This window comes from Flavobacterium channae (assembly GCF_021172165.1).
In the GTDB taxonomy this organism is placed as follows: Bacteria; Bacteroidota; Bacteroidia; order Flavobacteriales; family Flavobacteriaceae; genus Flavobacterium; species Flavobacterium channae.
This window is the reverse complement of sequence record NZ_CP089096.1, coordinates 828,000-848,346: the sequence shown is the minus strand read 5'-3', so window position 1 is coordinate 848,346 and position 20,347 is coordinate 828,000. Positions and strand designations below refer to the sequence as shown.

At 31.6% G+C, this 20,347-nt stretch carries 15 protein-coding genes; 4 read left to right on the top strand and 11 right to left on the bottom strand.

Features of this window, described 5'->3' with window-relative positions:
- On the bottom strand, positions 1-414 hold the full coding sequence (locus LOS89_RS03680) for a hypothetical protein (RefSeq protein ID WP_231836480.1): 414 nt from the start codon (positions 412-414) through the stop codon (positions 1-3).
- A gap of 161 nt (positions 415-575) precedes the next feature.
- Between LOS89_RS03680 and folE the strand changes: the two genes are divergently transcribed.
- The 4 genes from folE (at position 576) to lgt (ending at position 4,157) form a co-directional block, all read left to right on the top strand.
- Positions 576-1,247, top strand: coding sequence for a GTP cyclohydrolase I FolE (folE, locus tag LOS89_RS03675; protein ID WP_231836478.1), 672 nt, complete (start codon positions 576-578; stop codon positions 1,245-1,247).
- 61 nt (positions 1,248-1,308) lie between these two features.
- The gene (cysS, locus tag LOS89_RS03670; protein ID WP_231836476.1) at positions 1,309-2,793 is read left to right on the top strand and encodes a cysteine--tRNA ligase; all 1,485 of its coding nucleotides are present in this window, start codon (positions 1,309-1,311) and stop codon (positions 2,791-2,793) included.
- Positions 2,794-2,852: 59 nt separating this feature from the next.
- Entirely contained in the window at positions 2,853-3,110 is a 258-nt protein-coding gene (yidD, locus tag LOS89_RS03665; protein ID WP_231836474.1) for a membrane protein insertion efficiency factor YidD, read from the top strand.
- 114 nt (positions 3,111-3,224) lie between these two features.
- Entirely contained in the window at positions 3,225-4,157 is a 933-nt protein-coding gene (gene lgt / locus LOS89_RS03660; protein ID WP_231836473.1) for a prolipoprotein diacylglyceryl transferase, read from the top strand.
- Between the two features lie 50 nt (positions 4,158-4,207).
- On the opposite strand, the gene LOS89_RS03655 is transcribed toward lgt, so the two are convergent.
- From LOS89_RS03655 to LOS89_RS03610, 10 genes are all read right to left on the bottom strand, one after another.
- Positions 4,208-4,669 carry a gliding motility lipoprotein GldH family protein gene (locus tag LOS89_RS03655; protein WP_231836472.1) on the bottom strand — a complete coding sequence of 154 codons (462 nt, stop codon included), beginning with the start codon at positions 4,667-4,669 and terminating at the stop codon, positions 4,208-4,210.
- A gap of 80 nt (positions 4,670-4,749) precedes the next feature.
- A complete protein-coding gene (secDF, locus tag LOS89_RS03650) occupies positions 4,750-7,674 on the bottom strand; it encodes a protein translocase subunit SecDF (RefSeq protein WP_231836470.1) in 2,925 nt (974 codons plus the stop codon).
- A 301-nt stretch (positions 7,675-7,975) separates the two neighbouring features.
- A complete protein-coding gene (gene mdh / locus LOS89_RS03645; RefSeq protein ID WP_231836468.1) occupies positions 7,976-8,908 on the bottom strand; it encodes a malate dehydrogenase in 933 nt (310 codons plus the stop codon).
- A 28-nt stretch (positions 8,909-8,936) separates the two neighbouring features.
- Complete coding sequence (locus tag LOS89_RS03640; RefSeq protein WP_231836467.1) at positions 8,937-9,932, bottom strand: DUF6588 family protein; 996 nt, start codon at positions 9,930-9,932, stop codon at positions 8,937-8,939.
- Positions 9,925-11,865, bottom strand: a complete 1,941-nt coding sequence (gyrB, locus tag LOS89_RS03635) for a DNA topoisomerase (ATP-hydrolyzing) subunit B (RefSeq protein WP_231836466.1) — start codon at positions 11,863-11,865, stop codon at positions 9,925-9,927. Before gyrB ends, LOS89_RS03640 begins: the two co-directional genes overlap by 8 nt.
- 189 nt (positions 11,866-12,054) lie before the next feature.
- Positions 12,055-13,671: an asparagine synthase B gene (asnB, locus tag LOS89_RS03630; RefSeq protein WP_231836465.1), complete on the bottom strand. Its 1,617-nt coding sequence runs from the start codon at positions 13,669-13,671 to the stop codon at positions 12,055-12,057.
- A gap of 234 nt (positions 13,672-13,905) precedes the next feature.
- Entirely contained in the window at positions 13,906-14,355 is a 450-nt protein-coding gene (locus LOS89_RS03625) for a GreA/GreB family elongation factor (protein WP_231836464.1), read from the bottom strand.
- Positions 14,356-14,377: 22 nt separating this feature from the next.
- Positions 14,378-15,271, bottom strand: coding sequence for a hypothetical protein (locus LOS89_RS03620; protein ID WP_231836463.1), 894 nt, complete (start codon positions 15,269-15,271; stop codon positions 14,378-14,380).
- Between the two features lie 120 nt (positions 15,272-15,391).
- Positions 15,392-17,146, bottom strand: coding sequence for a porin family protein (locus LOS89_RS03615; RefSeq protein WP_231836462.1), 1,755 nt, complete (start codon positions 17,144-17,146; stop codon positions 15,392-15,394).
- Positions 17,147-17,211: 65 nt separating this feature from the next.
- Positions 17,212-20,223: a tetratricopeptide repeat protein gene (locus LOS89_RS03610; RefSeq protein WP_231836461.1), complete on the bottom strand. Its 3,012-nt coding sequence runs from the start codon at positions 20,221-20,223 to the stop codon at positions 17,212-17,214.
- Between the last annotated feature and the right edge of the window lie 124 nt (positions 20,224-20,347).

Sequence of the window (20,347 nt, the reverse complement as noted above, 5' to 3'; positions counted from 1 at the left end):
TTATTTTAAAAATGAAAAATAAGACCAATCTGAAACTTGTTCTGACTTCGCCTCTTTAACAACTACTCTCCACTTGAAACATTTAGCCATTACATCTAAATGTATTAATTGATAATTTCCTTTAACCTTAAAATTATCTTTATTTAATACAGAAAATTTTGATTTAAAATCAGATGCATTTTCTTCATTAAAACAATCGTAAATGGTAACCACTTCAATTGAAACTTGTTTTCCTTTCAAATCTGTTGAAGTAAAATCCCATGAAACTTGAGCATTATTAATGTAATCAAATTTAGTATCAGCAATTTTCTCAACTGTAATTGCCTTTAAAATTGGCGCCTTTAAATCGAGTTTTGATTGAGAAAAACTAAATTGAAATAAAAGAATAACACTTAAAAGTAAAATTTTTTTCATTATTAGTTATAGTTTGATAATTATGTATAGCGTCACAAATTTAACAAAAAATTAAACTAGTTTACTTTTTTTTCAATAATTAACATTTAAAAACGAATTTTAAAGTTTATTAATTATCTTTGCATCACTTTTAAAATTGCTAAAAAAAATCAATTAGTACAATGACATTAAACGAGGATTTTCAGGACGAAATAGGAAATGACCATATCGCTACTAGCGCTCAAACTCCTTTGCGTGACGATGCTTTTAACATTTCTGATGATGAAAAAATAGAATTAATAAAAAAAGATGTTGAAAGCATTTTAAATACATTAGGTTTAGATTTAACTGATGATAGCTTAAAAGGAACACCTAACCGTGTTGCTAAAATGTTTGTAAAAGAAATCTTTGGCGGTTTAAATCCTAGCAAAAAACCAGGTTCATCTACATTTGACAACAAATACAAATATGGTGAAATGCTAGTTGAAAAAAACATTGTTGTTTATTCAACTTGTGAACACCACTTACTTCCTATTGTAGGTCGCGCTCATGTTGCTTATATTTCTAATGGTACTGTAGTTGGTTTATCAAAAATGAATCGTATTGTAGATTATTTTGCAAAAAGACCTCAAGTACAAGAAAGATTAACTATTCAAATTGTTCAAGAATTACAAAAAGTTTTAGGAACTGAAGATGTTGCATGCGTAATAGATGCTAAACATTTATGTGTAAACTCTAGAGGAATTCGTGATATCGAAAGTAGCACAGTTACATCTGAATTTGGAGGACAATTTAAAGAAGAAAAAGTTCGTAGAGAATTTTTAGACTACATTAAATTAGATACACAATTTTAATCTAGAATTCTGAAGTTAGAATTTAGAAATCAATAAATACAAATATTGAGCAATTGCAATAATGGAATTATATAAAAATCATACATTAAAAATATACAACACCCTTTCTAGCGAAAAAGAAACCTTCACTCCTATTCATGAAGGAAATATTGGTATGTATGTTTGCGGACCTACGGTTTACAGTAATGTTCACCTAGGAAATGTGAGAACATTTATGTCGTTTGATGTTATTTTTAGATATCTATTACATTTAGGATACAAAGTTCGTTACGTTAGAAATATAACCGATGCTGGTCACTTAACTGATGATGGCGATGTTGATAATGACCGTTTTGTAAAACAATCGCGCTTGGAGAAATTAGAACCAATGGAAATCGTTCAGAAATATACTGTTGATTTTCATAAAGTTTTAGACACATTTAATTTTCTTCCACCAACGATTGAACCAACCGCAACTGGTCATATTTTAGAACAAATTGAATTAACTCAAAAATTAATTGATTCTGGATTTGCATACGAAAGCAAAGGTTCTGTTTATTTTGATGTTTTTGCATACAACCAGAAAGGAATGAATTATGGCGAATTGAGTAATCGTAACATCGAAGAACTTTTTGCTAATACACGTGATTTAGACGGACAAAACGAAAAGAAAAATCCTCAAGATTTCGCACTTTGGAAAAATGCATCACCAGCTCATATTATGAGATGGAATTCTCCTTGGGGAGAAGGTTTCCCAGGATGGCATTTAGAGTGTACTGCAATGAGTACAAAATATTTAGGAGAAACTTTCGATATTCACGGTGGCGGAATGGATTTAAAATTCCCACATCATGAGTGTGAAGTTGCTCAAGGTAAAGCTTGTAACGGTCATTCTCCAGTAAATTTCTGGATGCATACTAATATGTTAACGATGAATGGTTTACGCATGAGCAAATCAACTGGCAACTATATTCTTCCAATGGAGTTAGTAACTGGTGAAAATACATTCTTTGAAAAACCATTCCAACCAAATATTGTTCGTTTTTGTTTCTTACAAGCGCATTATAGAAGTGTTCTAGATATTTCAAACGATGCAATGTTGGCTAGCGAAAAAGGATACAACCGTTTAATGGATTCATACAAATTAATTCCAATGTTAAAAGCCGGCAAAACTTCTACTTTAGATATTGCTGCATGGAAACAAAGTTGTTATGATGCTATGAATGATGATTTTAATACTCCTATATTGATAGCACAATTGTTTGAAGGCGCTCGATTCATCAACTTAGTAAACGACGGAAAAGAATCGCTTACTCAAGAAGATATTCAACTATTAGAAAATACCATTTCAAGTTTTTTATTTGATGTATTGGGAATTAGCAATGAAGCTTCAGGAAATTCAAATACCACTGAAAAATTAAGCGGTGTAGTCGAAATGCTAATTGGAATGAGAAACGAAGCGAGAGCGAACAAAAACTTTGCTTTATCGGATCAAATTAGAGATCAATTATTAGCATTAGGCATACAATTAAAAGACGGAAAAGACGGCACTACTTTTAGTGCTTAATTTTAAATATATAGAATCTCTTTATGAGATTCTTTTTTTATCTAATAGAATTCAAAACCATGTGTAGCAATCACACTTCTTCAAATCCGAAAACTTTAAAACAGTGGATAATATTTCCATTTGTTTTATTGGTACGATTTTATCAAGTTGTCATTTCTCCATTAACACCCGCAACATGTCGTTTTGAACCTACTTGTTCAACCTATACAATTCAAGCATTACAAAAACATGGCATTTTCAAAGGAGGTTGGTTAGCTTTAAAAAGAATTTTTAGTTGCCATCCTTGGGGAAGAAGCGGTTACGATCCAGTTCCTTGATTTTAGATTTAGAAGTTTCAATCACTAAATTGACTTTGAAAATTTCTTATCGGAATTTTAACATGTTTCCCAATAATAATATTTATTTTTACGCTTTAATCAGATATTAAAAATATGATACACGCACTTAATATGGTTTGGAATCCTTCCGAAGGAATTGATTTAGGTTTTTTCATGTTACGTTTTTACAGCTTATCTTGGGTATTGGCTTTTGGATTAGGTTGGTATGTTATGAAACCTATTTTCTTAAGAGAAAACGAATCAGTTGAATCATTAGATAAGTTATTTGTTTACACTTTAGTAGCAACTATGTTAGGAGCTCGATTAGGACATGTAATTTTTTATCAATCCGAGTTATTTCATGAAGACCCATTAAGTATATTGTTACCAATAAGTACAAAACCTACATTACACTTTACTGGTTTTGCCGGTTTAGCTAGTCACGGAGCAGCTATTGGTATCATTATTACGATGTTTTACATCCAAAGAAGAGTTATAAAACGTTCTTTTTTATGGATTTTAGATAGAATTGTAATTCCGGTTTCATTAGGCGCCATTTTCATTCGATTAGGAAATTTTATGAACTCTGAAATTGTAGGAACTGAAACCACTTCATCGTTTGGAATTAAATTCTTAAGAGATAAATTTAACGCTAGAGATGCAATGGAAAAAACTCAAATTGGAGATGTTTCTGAAGCTTACAAAGCCATTGAAACCAATCCTCAATTTTCAGAATTATTAGCTACAGTAACACCAAAACACCCAGCTCAGTTATACGAAGCTATATGTTACGTTTTTGTATTTGCAATATTGATGTTTTTATATTGGAAAACTAATGCTAGAAACAAACCTGGTTACTTATTCGGATTGTTCTTAGTCTTATTATGGTCGATACGATTTGTAGTAGAGTTTGTAAAAGAAAGTCAAGGAGGTTTTGAACAATATCCTATTTTTAATGCGCTTTCAACAGGACAATGGTTAAGTATTCCGTTTATATTTATTGGACTTTACTTTGTAATAAAAGCTAAAGAAAACAAAGAGGTTTAACAATCTACATTATAATAAAAAAAGTCGGTTAGAAATTCTAACCGACTTTTTTATTTCTGTTTTTCTACTATAATTCCAACTCCAAGAACATTAGGTAAAAAAGGTCCAGCGAAAGTACTTTTCACAGCAACCTTATACTTTCCTTGTTCAAGTTTTTCAAAAGTCTTAATACTTTGATAAACGTCACAAATATCACCAGAGCAATCTCCTAAATCATTCCCTGATTCATCCATTAGTTTTAAAATCACAGGCAATTTTTCGACATTACCATCTGGAGATGTAATTTCCACTTCTAAAGGCACTTCTTTAAACTGAAATCCTCTTATGTGACCAAAATGTAGTTTTAAATCACTTGTGCCTTCAGATTGCTTATTTTCAAACTCAAATGATTTAACATCACTAACTTCCCAACGATTGTCTGTAAAATCGCTATTAAATTTATCAAACAATTGATTCTGATTACAAGACATCAATACTAACACAAAGGCAATTAAAAGAAATTTAGTTTTCATATATAAATGTTTTAGAATTATAAATATAAAAAAAGTCCTGACATAAATCAGGACTTTTCTCTATTATGATAACTAATTGTTTAGTCTTCTTTTTTGAATTCAGCCATTTTACGACCTTCTTTTTCACCAATTGTATCTTGCATTACCGGAGTTGCAATGAATAAAGATGAATAAGTTCCTACTAAAATACCTACTAAGATAGCGAATACGAAACCTCTGATAGTTTCACCTCCAAAGATGAAGATTGCAACTAATACAACTAATGTTGTAGCAGAAGTATTAATTGTTCTACTTAATGTAGTATTTAAAGCTTTATTTACTAATCCTTTAAAGTCTGGAGACGAATTGTAGTCTAAGAATTCACGAACTCTGTCAAATACAATTACCGTATCATTTAATGAATATCCAATAACCGTTAAAATTGCAGCAATAAACGCTTGGTCAATTTCCATATTGAAAGGTAAAATTGTATAGAAGAATGAGAAAATACCTAATACAATGATAACGTCGTGAGCTACAGCAACAACTGCTGAGAATCCAAACTGCCATCTACGGAAACTAATCATTAAGTAAGCAAATACAACGAATAACGATCCTAAAACTGCCCATAAAGAGTTTGTTTTAATATCTTTTGAAATTGTACCAGTAACTTTTCCAGAAGATAAAATTCCAACTGTTTTACCTTCGTATAAATTAGCGAATTTCTCGTAAGTTAAATCAGCAGGTAAATATTTCTTTAATCCTTCGTATAATTTTTGGTTAACTTCTTTATCTACTCCTTCTCCTTCGTCTTCAATTTTATACTTAGTAGTAATTTTTAACTGATTTGTATTACCATAAACTTTTGCTTCAGCACTTCCAAAAACAGCAACTAAATCAGCTGTAACTTCTGGAGCAGAAACAGGTTTATCGAAACGCACTTGGTAAGTTCTTCCTCCTACAAAATCAACACCTTGGTTTAATCCTTTAGTAACTAATGAGAAAATACTCAAAGCAACTAAGATTCCAGAAATAGCGTAAGCAATTTTCTTTTTACCTAAGAAATCGATATTTAAGTTTTTGAACCAAGTTTTAGTTAATGAAGTAGAATAAGCTAATTTTTCATTTCTGCTTAAACTCCAATCTAAGAACATTCTTGTAATGAATACAGCTGTAATTACAGAAGTAAAAATACCAATTAATAATGTAGTAGCGAAACCTTGAATTGGTCCTGTACCAAATACTAATAAGATGATAGCTGTAATTGCAGTAGTAACGTTTGCATCGATGATAGAAGACATAGCTCCTTTCCATGTAAATGCATAATCAGTTGCTTCTTGAACCGTTTTACCACTATCTAATTCTTCTTTAGCTCTTTCAAAGATGATTACGTTAGCATCTACCGCCATACCAATTGTTAATACGATACCTGCGATACCTGGTAATGTTAATACAGCACCAAAACTTGCTAATGTTCCAAAAATGAATAAAATATTTACTAATAACGCTAAGTTAGCATAGAAACCAGTTTTACCATAGTAAACTACCATCCATAATAATACAAGAGCAAATCCGATAACGAATGAAATCATACCATTATCAATAGCTTCTTGACCTAAAGATGGTCCTACAACTTCTGACTGAACAATTTCAGCAGCTGCAGGTAATTTACCAGCTCTTAAAATGTTTGCTAAGTCTTTTGTTTCTTCAATTGTAAAGTTTCCAGAAATTTCTGATCTACCACCAGTAATTGCACCTTTACTAACTCCAGGAGCTGAATACACAATATTATCTAAAACAATTGCAATTGCATTTCCTTGTTGAGAAACAGCACCTGTAATTTGTTCCCATTTTCTTGAACCATTACCATTCATTTGCATAGAAACAGCTGGCTTACCTAATTGGTCAAATGTATCTGTTGCATCAACAATTACACCACCACTTAAAGGAGCAACATTATCTCTTGTTCCTTTTAATGCATATAACTCAGTTTGATCTGGAGTTTTCTCGTTCGTTTTTCCCCAAGCAAATTTAACATTAGTTAAGTTAGCAGGTAATAACGCTTTAATATCATCTCTTTTGAAGTAAGCATTGATTGCAGCAGTATCTTTAGTAGCAAAAACACCTACAAACGGAGAACCTTGCTGACCTGGAGCTAACATTTTACCTAAGAAAGGACTATTCTTAGCAGCAGCTGTAGTATCAGCTTTATCAGTTAATAATGAATCAATACTATTTGTTTTTGCAGGAGCTTCTTTAACAGCAACTTCTGTTTTCTTTAATGCCTCTTCAACTGACATTAAATATTGCCCGATTTCTTCTATTTTATAAGTTTCCCAGAACTCTAATTGAGCCGTACTTTGTAATAATTTCTTAATACGGTCAATATCTTTAGCACCTGGTAATTCAACTAAAATTCTTCCAGAATTTCCTAATAATTGGATATTAGGTTGAGTAACTCCAAATTTATCGATACGCTCTCTTAATACTTTGAAAGCACTTTCTACAGATTCTTGAACTTTTTGTTTGATGATTGGCTCAACTTGTTTGTTAGTCATATCAAACTTGATTACTTCATCTAAGTTTCTGTTTCCAAAAACATCAGCAGCAGCTAACTTAACATTAGCAGCATTTGCAGCTTCAAAGAAAGCATCAATATAATCTTGATTTCCTTGTTGATTTGCTTTTGCATCAGCTAAAGCTTTGTTGAAAGCTGGATTTTTAGAATCGTTAGCCAATTGCTTTAAAACATCTTTAACTGAAATTTGAAGAATTACGTTTAATCCTCCTTCTAAGTCAAGACCTTTGTTTATTTGGTTATTTGTAACTTCTTTGTAAGTATGACCTAAGTATACTTTTTCTTTCCCTATAGAATCTAAATAGCGTAATTCTTTAGCAGTATCTCCTTTAGCAAAAGCTTTTGCATCAGAAACAATACTATTCGCTACGAAAGTAAAAGAAAGCTGGTATACACATACCAAAGCAAAGATAATTGCGAAAAATTTAATTAGTCCTCTATTCTGCATTATTCTAAAATTTATTTATTCTATTTTATAAAAACGGACAAATATATAATTTACAATAGGATTAAGCAATTTTATTTTAGATTAAAATAGCCTTTTTATCGAAGTTTACCCACAAAACCCTATTAGAACCTAATAATGAAACACTTGCAACTAAAAAAAGTATTTCACATTAGCGAAATTATTGTTAAAAACTTCTTGATTCACCCTAAAAAACACATTTTTAAGTCATTTTTAAAATTGTATAAAACAAAAAAAAACTGCCAATTTCTTGACAGTTTTTTAATTCTATATTGAAATAAAATTACAATACTGATTTTAAATCTGCGTTCATATTACGAACTGCTTCTGCACTTTTAGCAAATAATGCTTTTTCAGCATCATTTAATTGTACATCAACGATTTTTTCAACACCATTTTTTCCAATAATACATGGTACTCCCATGCAAATATCTTCTTGTCCATACTCTCCTTCTAAGAATACTGAACATGGAATCATACGTTTTTGATTATTTAAAATACTATCTACTAAATACGCTACAGATGCACCTGGAGCATACCAAGCTGAAGTACCTAACAATCCTGTTAAAGTAGCACCACCTACCATAGTATCAGCAGCTACTTTGTCTAATTCTGCTTGAGATAAGAAATTAGAAACTGGCACTCCATTATAAGAAGCCAATCTTGTTAATGGAATCATAGTTGTATCACCATGACCACCAATAACCATTCCTTGAACATCATTAGCTGGTTTATCTAAAGCTTTTGATAAGAAATATTTGAAACGAGAACTATCTAAAGCTCCACCCATTCCAATTACTCTATTTTTAGGTAATCCAGTTGCTTTTAAAGTTAAATATGTCATTGTATCCATTGGATTAGATACTACAACAATAATAGCATTTGGAGAATGTGTTAATACATTATCCGCAACCGATTTAACGATTCCTGCATTGATACCGATTAACTCCTCACGAGTCATACCTGGTTTTCTTGGAATTCCCGATGTAATAACTACTACATCACTTCCTGCTGTTTTTGAATAATCTCCTGTTGTTCCGCTTAATTGTGTGTTGAATACAGTTGTAGTAGCACATTGCATGATATCCATAGCTTTACCTTCAGCAAAACCTTCTTTGATATCTACTAATACTACTTCGCTTGCAATTCCTCTGTACGAAATAACATCTGCACATGTTGCACCAACGTTACCCGCACCTACTATTGTTACTTTCATTTTGTTGTGTATATTAAAAATTGTTAAATTAAAATTGATATTGAACTCCAAGGTTTGCGTTTACAAATTTACCAAAAGCAATTGAACTTTGCAGATAAATTTTGCTTATTTGATATCTACCTGAAATTTCACCCATGGCATTCCATTTTGTTTCTTCTAGTTGAGGAATAATTTGATTTATTGGATCAAGAAATAAAGATGGCTCTGAACTATCACTATAAACTTCAAAATTAAAATTACTAACATTTGTTATAAAACTCCCTATAATCTCAAAATCTTTAATTTCTTTTGAAAAAGCTAATTGAAAATGAAAAGTGTTAATTTTACTACTAAAACTATCAAGTCCTAAATTTCCAAATGTTGCAGTTTGAACATCTAAAAAATCAAATCGAATCTCTTCATTTGAATAAACAGTAAGAAATGATATATTGATTTTTTTTTCTTCTAACTTTTTAAAGTATTGACTAAAGTTATGTTTTAATCCAAAGCCATAAACTTGATAATCTCCTTTTTTAAGTTTTGTTCGGGTTGAATATCTTCCTACTAGTTCAAAACCATAAGGCAATCCTAAACTAGCTTGCAAATAAGGATAAACCACAACTTCTTGATTGATTCCTTCTGGAGTTTTAAATCTTACTTCTTGACCATCTAAATCTCCAACTAAATAAACTTGATTGTCGTTTCCTAAAGTAGAAGGAACTACCGCTGTTTCAGCGTTTTCAATTTGAAAAAACTGAAAATCATCATTACTTATTTGAAATTCTCTATCTTTTTTTGGAACGATAAATGTATTAACATGTATTCCTAAATCAAATTTCCATTTTTCTTTCTTCTTTGCCGAATTCATCCAAGAAGAGGAAGCTTGATAAACCGCAGCATCAGTTGCTGGAGTTATGTATTTATCTGAATAGAAAAGGGCATCTGCTAACAGATACCCTATTTGTTCATTTAAAGTTTGAGCCTTACTTTTTTGACTAAAAAAGAAAGCTACAAACATTCCTATTATATATACTAGTTTACGCATCAATTTTAGCGTAAGCAGCGTTTTTCTCTATAAACTCTCTACGTGGTGGAACCTCATCTCCCATTAACATAGAAAACACTCTATCTGCTTCAGTTAAACTATCAATAGTTACTTGGCGAAGTGTTCTATATTCAGGATTTAAAGTTGTTTCCCATAATTGTTCAGCGTTCATCTCCCCAAGACCTTTATAACGTTGAATAGCCGCACTACCTCCCATTCTTTCATTAGCTAAATCACGTTGGTCATCGTTCCAAGCATATTCTTTCTTGTTTCCTTTTTTAACTAAATATAAAGGTGGTGTTGCTATATAAACGTGTCCTCCTTCGATCAACTCCTTCATAAATCTGAAGAAGAAAGTTAAAATTAAAGTAGAAATGTGAGAACCATCGACATCGGCATCACACATGATGACTACTTTATGATAACGTAATTTAGAAATATTTAAAGCTTTACTATCTTCTTCTGTACCGATTGTAACTCCAAGTGCTGTAAAAATATTACGAATCTCTTCGTTTTCGAATACTTTGTGATGCATTGCTTTTTCAACATTTAAAATCTTACCACGTAATGGTAAAATTGCTTGAAATGCTCTATCACGACCTTGTTTTGCAGTTCCACCCGCAGAATCTCCCTCAACAAGGAAAATTTCACATCTTGCCGGATCTTGCTCAGAACAATCTGAAAGTTTACCTGGTAATCCACCGCCACCCATAACGGTTTTACGTTGCACCATTTCACGTGCTTTTTTAGCAGCATGACGTGCTTGAGCAGCCAATATTACTTTTTGAACTATAATTTTAGCATCATTTGGATTTTCTTCCAAATAATTCTCTAACATTTCTGCAACCGCTTGCGAAACTGGAGAAACTACTTCTCTATTTCCAAGTTTTGTTTTTGTTTGACCTTCGAATTGAGGTTCTGCAACTTTTACCGAAATAATTGCTGTTAAACCTTCACGGAAATCATCTCCAGAAATTTCAAATTTCAATTTATCTAACAACCCAGAAGCATCGGCATATTTTTTCAACGTACGAGTTAATCCCATACGGAAACCTTGTAAATGCGTTCCTCCTTCGTGAGTATTAATATTGTTTACATAAGAAAAAATGTTTTCTGAATAACTTTCATTATAAATTAAAGCTACTTCTACTGGAATTTCACCTTTTTCGTTCTCCATCGAAATTACGTGACCAATAATTGGCACACGGTTTCCATCTAAGAACTTAACAAACTCTTTTAATCCTTCTTTAGAATGAAAAGTTTCTGTTCTGAATTCACCTTTTTCGTTTACGTCTCTTTTGTCTGTTAAAGTGATTGTAATTCCTTTATTTAAGAAAGAAAGTTCGCGTAAACGAGAAGCTAACGTATCGTAAGAATACTCTAAAGTTTGTGTAAAAATAGTTCCATCAGGTTTGAAAGTTACAATTGTTCCTCTCTTATCTGTAGTTCCGATTTGTTTTACTGGATAAAGTGCTTTACCTCTTTCGTATTCTTGCTCATAAATTTTTCCTTCTCTATGAACTGTAGCTCTTAAGTGGTCAGAAAGTGCGTTAACACACGAAACCCCTACACCATGCAAACCTCCAGAAACTTTATATGAATCTTTGTCGAATTTACCTCCAGCACCAATTTTAGTCATTACAACCTCTAAAGCTGAAACTCCTTCTTTTTTGTGGATATCAACTGGAATACCACGACCATTATCTTCTACACTAATGGAATTATCTTCGTTTATAGCTACATAAATTGTATCACAATGACCGGCAAGAGCTTCATCGATAGAGTTATCTACTACTTCATACACCAAGTGGTGTAAACCTCTTACTCCAGTATCTCCAATATACATGGAAGGACGCATTCTTACGTGCTCCATTCCTTCTAGTGCCTGAATACTGTCTGCCGAATAATTGTTTTTCTTAACTTCTTCGCTCATATAATTATACTCTTAAATATTCGATTTTTATAAAACAGACAAATATAACCATTCTTAAAAAAAATCGACTATAAATACTCCTAAAAAGCCATTAAGTTATTAACAAATGTTGACAAATACCAACAAAAAGAAAGCGCCAATTATAAATATTTGACGCTTGCTTAACAACAAACCAAACCTATGTAAATATTACACTAATTCTGTACTTGAGGCGATACTAACATCTGCCTTAACGTGAGCTGCATTTGCTCTACCACTTGGGTCTTGATTTTCCTGCCATTTTGGAATCCACTTACGAACTGTTTGCGCAGCGCTATCTTGTGGAAAATGTTTATGAAAAATTGTTCTGTAAAAGAACGCTTCTTTTGTAACTGGCGTATTATAAGGGAACAATGCTTTTGCTTTTGCAAATTCTTCATCAGTAACTTGACTTGAGCAATATTCGATTAACGTATCAATCCAGTTATAGCCAACTCCGTCTGAAAATTGTTCTTTTTGACGCCATAAAATCTCTTCGGGCAAAAAAGGTTTTTCTGGAGTGTCAAATGCTTTTCTTAAAATATATTTTTCAACACCTTCATAGGTTTTTGGCATTTTTTCTTCTGGTTGTACTTTAATTGCTAATTCTAAAAATGCTTTGTCTAAGAAAGGCACACGAGCTTCTAATCCGTGAGCCATTGTTGATTTATCTGCACGAAGTAAATCTGCTGTAAACAACTTCTGTACACGCTCAACAGTTTCTTTTTGGAAATCCAAAACAGAAGGAGCATTTCTGAAATACAAATAACCTCCGAAAATTTCATCCGCACCTTCTCCTGACAATACCATTTTGATTCCTTTTTCCGTAATTGCTTTCGACAAGAAATACATAGGCGTACTCGCACGAATTGACGTTACATCATAGGTTTCCAAATGCCAAATCAATTTATCTAAAATTTCGATTCCTTGTTCGACTGTGAAATGAATTTCGTGATGTGTTGTTCCAATGAAATCTGCCACTTTTTTTGCTGCTACTAAATCCGGAGCCGAAGCATCTAATCCGATAGAAAACGAATGCAATTCTTGTCCGCTTCCTTCTAATAATCTTGAAGTAATGGATGCAATTAAAGATGAATCTAATCCGCCAGAAAGTAAAACTCCAAATGGTACATCACACATTAAACGTTTTTCAACTGCTTGAGTCAAACTTGCGTTTAAAGCTTGTAAATCTAATTTCTCAACTGCTTTTTCGTGTGCTTCCCATTCTGGTTTGTAGTATTTAACAAAACCTGTTTTTTCAGTATAATAATGTCCTGGAGGAAAAGTTGAAAATGACTTACATTGGTCGGTAATCGCTTTCATTTCTGATGCAAAATACAAACGACCTCTTTCGTCCATTCCATAATATAAAGGTTTTACTCCAAGCGGGTCGCGAGCTACGATGTAATCATCTCCATCGATAACGACTAATGCGAAAATCCCATCCAACATGTCGCAGAAATCATAACCAAACTCTTCGTACAAATGCACTATAACTTCAGAATCCGATGTAGTTCTAAACGTGTGATGTTTCAACATGGTTTCTCTTAATTTTTTGTGATTGTATATTTCGCCATTATGCACCATCCAAGCGGAATCGGTTCCTTGAATGGGTTGTTTTCCGGTGTGTAAATCGACAATTGACAAACGTTCGTGCGCCAAAATATGTCCTTTCTCCGTAACATGAATATCACTTTCATCTGGACCACGATGACTCATTCTTTTAGACAATTGTTGTACTAATGTTGCTTCTTTTCCTTTTCCTATAATGGCTAATATTCCGCACATAATCTTTAAGTTTAATCGTTGAAATGTTTAATTGTTTAAGTGAAAGAATTAATTCACTTAATTTGATTAAGCAAAATTGAATATATAAGTTTAAATAATAAACCTTAAGATTAATTTTAGTTATAAATTAAAACTAAAAATTGATTTTTTAATTATATTATAAATCAGAAAAGCTGTTTTACCTTTGTTTGGTTACAAATCAAAAAAAAACCACTCGCTTGAGTGGCTTTTATTTTATTCAATTGATTTAATTTGAAATCGATTATTATTAATTATAACTTCATCTCCGAGACTTTTTCCCATTAATTGACTTCCTAATGGCGATTGTGGCGAAACTGCAATTATCGTTTTATTTTCGAGTTGGATTTTAGGTAAAGCTGCGCTGATGTAAAATAACATGTCATTGGTTTGAACCAAACTTCCAAGTGCTATTTTGGTGTAATTTGCTTCAGCATCAATCTTATCTACAACATTTTTTTGTTCGATGATTTCTGCTAATTTTTGATTGAGTTTTTCTTGCTCTAAATGCATCATCGATAAAGCGGTTTCGTGCTTATCGCCAGCCGAACCTTTGGCATCGTTTTGTGCATCTTGAGCCAAATCAGAAATCATGAAACGCAATTCGTTTATTTTTTCGGATAATAGGTTTTGATAATGCAATTTTATTTTTTGTTTGAATGTCATTTTATCGTTTAACCTCAAAAGATTATTTTTTTAATTGCATCACTTCTTCTAACAAAGGTGACAAACCATTTTCTGTTATATTATCATTATTCCAAAAACTCAAACAACAACTCACATAGTTCCCCCTAACCTCGCAAGCTACATAATAAACAGTTAATGTTTTTGCTCCTGACATTCCTGCTAACAAAGATTTTACACCTGTAAAATCATAAATTATTTTTTTAGCCTTGGTATCTGTTCCTTCAAAAACTATATCAATTTCTTCCTCAGAAACTACTTTCCCTCCCTTTTTACTCTTAGTAATACTGAACTGATTTTCTATAGCATTTTTTGCACTTTCGTATGTTTTATGAACAGACCAATTCATTTCACCATTATACGGACATTGAACAGTGTTTATATTTGTCCAATAACAACCATTCCCTAGTTCAATTTTTCTTCCAGCGAAATCGATACTTCCAATTGTAGTTTCTTCAAATACTTCTTTCGGTATTTCATCATTGATAATTCTATTTACATATTGGCGTTCAAATTCTTTATTAAGTTGGTTAAAATAACCAAACCATATTATTGTGACTTTCTTATACTTGTTCTCTACAAAGTAATATGAATTTATTTGAGTAACGTTATCCGTAATGTTCTCAGATTTTGTAAAGTAGAAATTATTATAAGTCAAATTTTCATCTTTTACTTTTACATCTTCATCTTTAATTCCATACTTTCTGAAAAGTTTTTTTAATCCTTTTTCAGAAAATTCATTACTAAATGTTTGACTTGAAAACTCAACTCCATCAACGTTGTAAAAAACAATAGTTTTATTATTAATTGCTTTTAATCGTTTTGAGAAATCATCATCGTTTTGAGAAAAAACAAAAGTAAAATTTAAAAAAAATAATATGTAGAAAATTTTTTTCATAAAAAAGGATTTAAAACTTAGAAAATCATTTTACTAAAATCAAAAATTCGTTATACAAATTCCGAAGTTTCAGAATTGGAATAACGAATTTTGACAGATTGCTTCGTTCCAGCAATGACCTTAAAAATCAAACTTATAATTTGCTCCTAACAACACTTGAATTCCTTGTACTGGAAAATTTGCCCAACGATTGTATTGTTGGTTCGCTAAGTTGTTTCCTTTTAAGAAAGCAGTTAAACGAGCATTGTATTTATAGCCGATATGAGCATTTAAATCGAAATAGCTATCTAAACTTACTTCTTGTGTACTGAAAGTTCCAGGATTGATTAATATATCGTCTTGAACTGTAACCAAATCTTTTCTTTCTCCAACAAAAAACACTTTTGCTCCTGCATACCATTTTTCATTGATGTCAAAATCTACTGTTGAACCAATTTTTAACTGAGGTAAGTTCCATGCTTCAGCTTGTAAATCTGTTGAAAAATTATTGTAAGTTCCGTTAATTCCAAAAGTAACACTTTTAGAAAAATCTGCTTTTAATTCTCCAAAAAAGCTAAGAGTTGTAACATTATCATACACTACACCAAACGAATTTCCGTAAGCATACCCTTCTGTATTTCCGTAAGCAGGATTGTACTCGTTGCTAACAAAAAGCGCTTTATCGTCTTGATTTAAATAAGATGCACGAACATTAAAAGCAACTGAATTTGCTAATTTACCTTTCATACCAACATAAATATCATATTTGTTATCTGTTGGAGCTACAAATAATGTAGGCGAAACAAAAGCATTTTGGTCAACGAAATCAGCATATGAATTTTGTTGCAAATCACCTTCTGCACCAGCATAAGCGACTAAAATATCGCCAACCAATTTATATGATGCTTTTACATTTGGATAAACGAAAATTTTACCATCGCTTTCTCCATTTACTTTAGCTGTAGCGTAATAAACTCCAGCTCCTATTTGAACAGATAAATCATCTTGTTGATATAAAATACTTGGTTTAGTTCCAGCAATAACGGTACTGTATTTTAATTCTGAATCTACATCATACATTCTATCAAAAGAACCTCCAACATAATCAACCACAAAATCAGCTTTGAATTTTTGTCCCATTACATCAATATCAAAATCAGGTTTGATGAAAAAACGATTTTCTCCAGAACTTAATCCATCTGAAAAGCGTTTGAATTGCAAACTAGCATCTTTAAAGAAACTGTCTTTAAAACTCATTTTTCCGCCTAAAGCAATCGTATTGTAAGTTTGTTTCGAATCGATTGCATCAATTGTTGGATCATCAAAAAAGATAACTTCTGTTGGCAAACCATACCAGTTATAAATTTGGTTTTTCACACCTAAATCAACATTCCAACTCATATCGCGCTCACGCACTCCATAAGTTACATCCAAACTAGTGTTGTAAAATTTATCGTCTAAAACTAAATCTTTGATTCCGCCTTGAGAAGACAAATGGCGCAACATTCCTCCAACATAACTACTACGACTTAAATTTTGTGTAATGAATAATTCCGCATTAATTGTAGGAAAATTTCCGAAACCTAAAGTTGCGTAATTGTTATACAATTTTTCTTTTTCGGTTTTATCAACACCAGCTGCTTTTCCTTTTGCAGGTGTAAACGTAGACGCTACAGGAAACGAAAAGATATTGTATTGAATAACTTCTTTTTGCTGATTGTCTTGATCGTCTAACAAAGGCGTTTCTTTTACTTTAAAAGCATCCGAAATGGTTGGCGTATATGGTTTTACAATGTTTACTACTTCTGAACCAATGTTTTCATCTTTTACCTGAGAAAATGAATTTTGGATTCCGAATACAACTAAAACAAAGGCGATTATATTTAATTTCTTCATATTTTATATTTTTAAATGAGATGCTAACTTCTCATTAGTTAAGCATGACAATTATCTTCTTATTATTAGTCCGTGATTGATGAATTACGTTTTGCTTCTTCTCCTTTAATAAAATCCAATTCCTTTTGAGCTTCTTCAATTACATCAGTATATTCTTTGAAGTTTTCAATTACACTTTCTAAAATATAAGTTGCTTGGAAACTATCTTTTAATCCGTAGAAGTTCTTAGCCATAATTACCAAACTTTTAGCTCCGTAATATTTATAACCAGAATAATCTTTCGCAATTTTTTGAACTACCACATTTGAAGGTTCGAATTTACCTTCTTTATTTTTGAAATAAGCATCATAATACAATGCTTCGGCAGCTAATTCTCCTTTTGCAATCTTTTGTAATTTAGCATACGCTTCTTTTGCTTTTGCTTCATCATTGGTTTTAATAGCCGCGCGCGCTACGATTATTTGCGCATCACTTTTAATTCGGTCATCAATTTTATCATTTTTCAATACTTTATCTGCATAAACTACAGCATTTGTATAATCTTGTTTTTCATAATACGATTTCATCAAATTCGATTGCGCGTACGTAATGTTTTGAGGAAACTCAGCTTCTGTTTCTAATCGTTTTAAAACCGGAATAGCACTATCATAACTTTTAGCTTTTAAATGTACTTGACATAAACGTGCTAAGGATTGTTCTGTGAATTCGTTTCTTGGTTTATCAACAACAAATTCATAGTGTTTAACTGAATTTGCCTCTAAATTATCAGCAAAATACAATTGTGCTAAATAGAAGTTTGCTTTCAATGAATGTAATCCGTTTGGAAATCTACTTACATAACTTGTAAATCCAGAAATCGCTTGTTTCGAATTGTTCATTAAGTATTGTTTCTCGGCAGATTCGTAAGTATCATTATCTAAATCAGCATCCGAAACTTCTACAAATGATAATGTTTTAACCCAATCAGCATATTCATCAACTTTTCCTTTATCTACATAAATTAAACGAGCTGTAGAAACCGCTTCAATTGATTCAGGTGAATTTGGATATTCTGCAACTACTTTTTTGAACTTCGCAATTGCTAAATCTTCTTTGTTTGAATTGTAATAAATTAAACCTTGTTTTAAAATAGCTTTCGCTACATAAGAACTTGATTTGTATCCATTAATCAATCTATCATACGTTGCAATTCCTTTATCGTTTTGATTTTGATTTACGTACGTATTTCCTAATTCATACAAAGCATCATCTGCATATTGAGAATTAGGGAATGTTTTTGAAAATTTCTCTAAATCTTCAATTTTACGATCTGGTTTGCTTACAAAACCATAGCTAATTCCTTTTTGAAAAGCTGCATAATCAGCATCAACACTTTTCATATCGATTGCTTTGTTGTAAGCATCCATAGCTGGCCAATATTTTGCTGCCATGAAATTACAATCACCCAAACGCAAATAAGCATCCGTTAAACGTACTCTATCATCTTTAACTGATTTTGAATACACATCAAAATATTGAATTGCATTTTCGTATTCTTTTAATTTAAAATACGAATACGCCAAGTTGTAGTTAGCATTTGCAAATTCTGGTGTGTTTGAAGCTTCAGAAGAATTTAAAAATTGTTTGAAACTCAATTTTGCTTCTTCAAACTGATCCAAATTATATTCTGTTTCAGCTTTCCAGAAAGTTGCTCTTGCTGTAAATTTTGCGTCTTTATTTTCAGCAATTGATTTTTTAAATAAGCTATAAGCTCCTTTGTAATCACTATCTGTGTATAACTCTAAACCTCTGTAAAACGTTACTTTTTGATACGCTAATTTGTTTTCAGGAGTTTTGCTTTTCTCTAATAAAATTAAGGCTTCTTTATAGTTTTTAGAAGTTATGTACGAACTAATTAATAACGTATTGATTTCTGATTTATAAGGTGTATTTGGGTATTTTGCCAAATAAGCATTCATAACTTCAGGAACCGATTTGTAAGGATTTCCAATATCATAACTCAATTTAGCATAATTTAAAAATGCATCTTCTTGAATTTTTAAATCAAACTCCATTTCTGAAGCTGTTTTAAAAGCATTTAAAGCTTGTTGCTTCTTGTCTGTTTTTAAATAACTTTCTGCTAAATGATAGTATGCATTTTGAGCAACTCCGTCATTACCATTGATAATTTTATTGAATTGCGAAATGGCATTTTCATAATCTTTTTGTTGGTAATACGTGTATCCCAATTGGTAAAAATCCGTGTTATTCCACTTTCCTTTTTTCCCGTTATAAGCCAACAAATATGGAAGTGCTTTATCGTATTGTTTTAAATTGAAATAACTTTCACCTATAATCTTTGATAATTCGCTTTTCTCTTCACCTCTTGATTTTGGTAATTGTTCCAAACCTAAATCGATAGCTTTTTGAAAATTTCCAAGCTTGAAATTCATATCTGCTTGAAAATATCCCATTTTTTCTTTGTACTTGTCTTGGTCAGAAACTTGCTCAAAATACTGATTCGCACTTTTGTAATCATCTGTTTCATAAGACATATAACCCAAATAATATTTAGCTTGACTACCAAATGTTTTTGAGTTGATTACCTGATTGAAGTATTTTGTAGCTTCTTTAGTGTTTTTAGCCGTAAAATAAGCATATCCTTTTTGGAAATTATACTTTTCTCTATCCGCTTGTGACATATTACTTGAATCAGCTTTATCGAACCATTCTAATGATTTTGGATAATTTCCTTCATCAAAATAGTAATGTGCCACTTCAATATAAGCCTGGTTTGTTTTTGTACTTGTTGGATAATCTTCTACAAAACTTTCTACCAAAACATCAGCTCCCGTTTGATTTAAACGAATAGCGCAATTGGCAATGTAATAGGCACAATCTGACTCAACTTCCATGTTGTCAGTTTGCGATTTTACTTTATCGAATAAAATTTGGGCTGATTGATATTGTTTGTCTTTGTACAATTCTACTGCTCGGTTAAACTCAGTTAAATCGTGCGTGTAAATTGAAGATTGTTGGGCAAAAAGTGTTCCTGAAAAGAAAACAATTAAAAAAGAAAGTTTTAAATACTTTATCATGTGATTCGTTATTTATAAGTTCCAAATATAAGGCTTATTGAAAGTATTAACGAAGATTCTTAACATATTATTGTACTTTTTTTGAACATAGTTTTTAACCAATATGGCATTTTTTAATTGAAAT

Bases quoted from the DNA above. Each gene is read 5' to 3' on its own strand.
- folE (WP_231836478.1), top strand. From the start codon at position 576: ATGACATTAAACGAGGATTTTCAGGACGAAATAGGAAATGACCATATC.
- LOS89_RS03625 (WP_231836464.1), bottom strand. From the start codon at position 14,355: ATGACATTCAAACAAAAAATAAAATTGCATTATCAAAACCTATTATCC.
- LOS89_RS03610 (WP_231836461.1), bottom strand. From the start codon at position 20,223: ATGATAAAGTATTTAAAACTTTCTTTTTTAATTGTTTTCTTTTCAGGA.
- LOS89_RS03640 (WP_231836467.1), bottom strand. From the start codon at position 9,932: ATGCGTAAACTAGTATATATAATAGGAATGTTTGTAGCTTTCTTTTTT.
- cysS (WP_231836476.1), top strand. From the start codon at position 1,309: ATGGAATTATATAAAAATCATACATTAAAAATATACAACACCCTTTCT.
- LOS89_RS03680 (WP_231836480.1), bottom strand. From the start codon at position 414: ATGAAAAAAATTTTACTTTTAAGTGTTATTCTTTTATTTCAATTTAGT.
- mdh (WP_231836468.1), bottom strand. From the start codon at position 8,908: ATGAAAGTAACAATAGTAGGTGCGGGTAACGTTGGTGCAACATGTGCA.
- LOS89_RS03620 (WP_231836463.1), bottom strand. From the start codon at position 15,271: ATGAAAAAAATTTTCTACATATTATTTTTTTTAAATTTTACTTTTGTT.
- LOS89_RS03615 (WP_231836462.1), bottom strand. From the start codon at position 17,146: ATGAAGAAATTAAATATAATCGCCTTTGTTTTAGTTGTATTCGGAATC.
- gyrB (WP_231836466.1), bottom strand. From the start codon at position 11,865: ATGAGCGAAGAAGTTAAGAAAAACAATTATTCGGCAGACAGTATTCAG.
- yidD (WP_231836474.1), top strand. From the start codon at position 2,853: ATGTGTAGCAATCACACTTCTTCAAATCCGAAAACTTTAAAACAGTGG.
- lgt (WP_231836473.1), top strand. From the start codon at position 3,225: ATGATACACGCACTTAATATGGTTTGGAATCCTTCCGAAGGAATTGAT.
- secDF (WP_231836470.1), bottom strand. From the start codon at position 7,674: ATGCAGAATAGAGGACTAATTAAATTTTTCGCAATTATCTTTGCTTTG.
- asnB (WP_231836465.1), bottom strand. From the start codon at position 13,671: ATGTGCGGAATATTAGCCATTATAGGAAAAGGAAAAGAAGCAACATTA.
- LOS89_RS03655 (WP_231836472.1), bottom strand. From the start codon at position 4,669: ATGAAAACTAAATTTCTTTTAATTGCCTTTGTGTTAGTATTGATGTCT.